The sequence below is a fragment of the Cellulomonas iranensis NBRC 101100 = JCM 18110 genome (genome assembly GCF_001552375.1).
Lineage (GTDB): Bacteria > Actinomycetota > Actinomycetes > Actinomycetales > Cellulomonadaceae > Cellulomonas > Cellulomonas iranensis.
This window is the reverse complement of sequence record NZ_BCRB01000166.1, coordinates 1-3,114: the sequence shown is the minus strand read 5'-3', so window position 1 is coordinate 3,114 and position 3,114 is coordinate 1. Positions and strand designations below refer to the sequence as shown.

2 protein-coding genes are annotated in these 3,114 nt (G+C 72.8%); one reads left to right on the top strand and one right to left on the bottom strand.

Features of this window, described 5'->3' with window-relative positions; all coding sequences use genetic code 11:
- Window positions 1-14 precede the first annotated feature (14 nt).
- Window positions 15-1,367, bottom strand: coding sequence for an ABC transporter substrate-binding protein (locus CS2_RS18020; protein WP_070320995.1), 1,353 nt, complete (start codon window positions 1,365-1,367; stop codon window positions 15-17).
- Window positions 1,368-1,712: 345 nt separating this feature from the next.
- Between CS2_RS18020 and CS2_RS18015 the strand changes: the two genes are divergently transcribed.
- On the top strand, window positions 1,713-3,053 hold the full coding sequence (locus CS2_RS18015; RefSeq protein WP_070320994.1) for a TIM-barrel domain-containing protein: 1,341 nt from the start codon (window positions 1,713-1,715) through the stop codon (window positions 3,051-3,053).
- The last annotated feature ends 61 nt before the right edge of the window (window positions 3,054-3,114 follow it).

Sequence of the window (3,114 nt, the reverse complement as noted above, 5' to 3'; positions counted from 1 at the left end):
GGGACCGCGGTGCGTCAGCGTCCGGCGAACGCCTGCTCGGCGTTGGCGATGGACTCGTCGAGCAGCGCCTGCATGCGCGGCTGCACGTCGGCCAGGTAGTCGGCGGCGGTCTGCTTGCCGTCGAGGACCGGCTGGATGTTGGTCCAGAGCTCGTCGTACCAGGCGGCGCCGTACGTGAAGGCCGCGGGCATCGCGCGCCCGTAGTCCTGCGCGATGTCGAGGAACTCCTGGCGGTTGGCCGGCTCGGCGTCGGCGGCCTGCGCCCAGTCCGTCGCGACGTCGATGAGGTTGGGGACCTGGATGTTCGCGTCGACGAGCGTCTGCTGCGCCTGCGCGTCGGCCGACAGGTACGTCACGAGCTCGACGGCCTCGTCGGGGTGCTTCGACGTCGCGGAGACGCCGATGCCGAGCGACCCGACCCACGTGGCCGTCCCGCCGTCGCCGACGGTGGGCCAGGGGATGAGGTCGTAGTCGAAGTCGAGGTCGTTGTAGACGCTCACGTCCCACGGGCCGACGGGGAAGAAGCCGATCTCGCCGGCCATCCAGCGCTGGTACGTGTCGAGCGTCGCCGCGTCGGAGGCCGACGGCGTGACGGCGTCGACGGTGGTGAGGTCGGCGAACTTCTGCAGCGCGTCGGCGAACTCGGGGGTGTCGACCGTGACCGTGGTGCGGTCGGCGTCGATGAAGTCCGCGCCGTTGCTCCACACCATCGACTGCAGGTTCCACTGGACGTTGAGCCCGGTGCCCCACTGGTCGACCGCGCCGTCGCCGTCGGTGTCCGTCGTCAGCTGCTTGCAGATCTCGACGAACTGCTCCCACGTGAGCGGCGTGTCCTTGTCGGGCAGCGGGATGCCCGCGGCCTCGAGCATGGTCTTGTTGTAGCCGAACGAGAACGGGCCGATGTCCTTGGGCAGGCCGTAGAGGCGGCCCTCGGGGGTGCCCTGCAGCGTGCCGTCGAAGCGGTACGAGTCGACGCCGTACTCCCAGAGGTTGTCGAGGTCCACGTCGGACGCCTCGACCTGGTCGGTGATGTCGAGCAGCACGCCCGACGCGACGTAGGACTGCAGCGACGCCTGCTCGATGTAGAACACGTCGGGCACGTTGTTGCCGGCGACCGCGGCCTGGAGCTTGGTGGCGTACTGGTCGGCGTCGGTGACGATCATCTCGACGTCGACGCCCGTGGCCTCGGTGTACTTGTCGATCGCGGCCTCGTAGGCCTTCTTCTCGTCGGGGCCGCCGCGGAACATGAAGGTGATCTTCTTGCTCCCGTCGTCACCGCCGCCGCCGTCGCTGCTGCACGCGGTGAGCGCGAGCGCGCCGACCAGCGCGGCACAGGTCGCGCCGACGACCAGCCTGCTCTTCTTCATCTGCCTGCCTCCCGTGGTGGTGGGTCGGTCAGGTCCACGTCCGTGCGGAGCCGCGGTCCCGGTGGCCCGGGGGCGCTGCGGCGCCCCTGCGCGTCGCCCGTCGCTCCTGCTGGTCGTCATTGACCTCTCCGATGCTGCAACGTCTCTACAACGTTGATCTACAACGTTGCACAAACTGACACGGGCACCGGTCCCCGGTCAAGCCACGATCGGGTAACGGCCGGCCGTCGGGGCCGTCGGCCCCCGCGACGTACGCTCGTGCGTGCCGTGCGCCGCGCGTGGGTTTGACGCCGCGCCGCACGGTGCGGCAGAGTCGACTCTACAACGATGTAGAAGGAGTCGACGATGACGCTGGCCCTCACCCCGCCCATGGGGTGGAACAGCTGGGACTGCTACGGCACGACCGTCACCGAGGCCGAGGTCCTGGCCAACGCCCGCTTCATGGCCGAGCACCTGCTCCCGCACGGGTGGGACACGGTCGTCGTCGACATCGACTGGTCCGACCCCGCCGCCCGCGCGCACGGCTACACCGACGGCAGCGGCCTCGTGCTCGACGCGCACGGCTACCCCCAGCCCGACCCCGCGCGCTTCCCCTCGGCCGCCGGCGGCCGCGGCTTCACCGAGCTCGCCGCGCAGGTGCACGCGCTCGGGCTGAAGCTCGGCGTCCACGTGCTGCGCGGCATCCCGCGCACCGCGGTCGCCGCCGCGCTGCCCGTCGTGAGCCCCGACGGAGCGGTCGTCACGACCGCCGACGTCGCCGACACGTCGTCCGTCTGCACGTGGAACGGCCACATGTACGGGCTCGACCACACCCACCCGGCCGCGCAGGCCTGGCTCGACGGGCTCGTCGCACAGCTCGCGTCGTGGGGCGTCGACTTCGTCAAGGTCGACGACATGCTCGCGCCGTTCCACGCCGACGCGATCACCGCCTGGTCGCGCGCCATCGCGCGCTCGGGGCGCGACATCGTGCTGTCGCTGTCGCCCGGCACGCGCCTGTCCACCGCGCACCTGCCCGTGCTGCGCGAGCACGCGCAGATGTGGCGCGTGTGCGACGACCTCTGGGACCGCTGGGAGGACGTGCACGCCAACTTCGCGCGGCTCGCGCGGTGGGCGCCGTTCCAGCAGCCCGGCGGCTGGGCCGACGCCGACATGCTGCCCCTGGGGCGCATCGGGATCCGCGCCGAGCGCGGCGACGACCGCGCGTCGCGCCTCACGCCCGACGAGCAGCGCACGCTCCTCACGCTGTGGGTCATGGCCCGCTCGCCGCTCATGATGGGCGGCGACCTGCCGACGTCCGACGACGCGACGATCGCGCTGCTCACGACGCCCGCGGTCGGCCACGTGCTGCGCACCGGCGTCGACGGCCGCGAGCTGCAGCGCGAGCCCGCGGGCGACGGCGAGGTCGTCGTGTGGGGTGCGCGGTCCGGCAGCGAGGCCACGCGCTACGTCGCGGTGTTCTGGACCGGGACCGGCGTGCGCACCGAGCACCTGCCGCTGTCCGCGCTGGTGGGCGACGCCGCCGCGAGCGCGCACCGCTGGACGGCCCGCGACCTGTGGGACGGTGCGCCGCTGCCCGACCCGCGCGCGACCGACGCCGAGCACGACGGCGTGCTGACGCTCGACGTGCCCGAGCACGGCGTGCGGTGGGTCGCGCTCGAGCCCGCGCGTCGTGAGGGCGCCGCGTGACGGACGCGCCCGCCGGGCCCGCGCCGGACGCCCCGGCCGCGCCCGACGCCCGGCCGCGGCG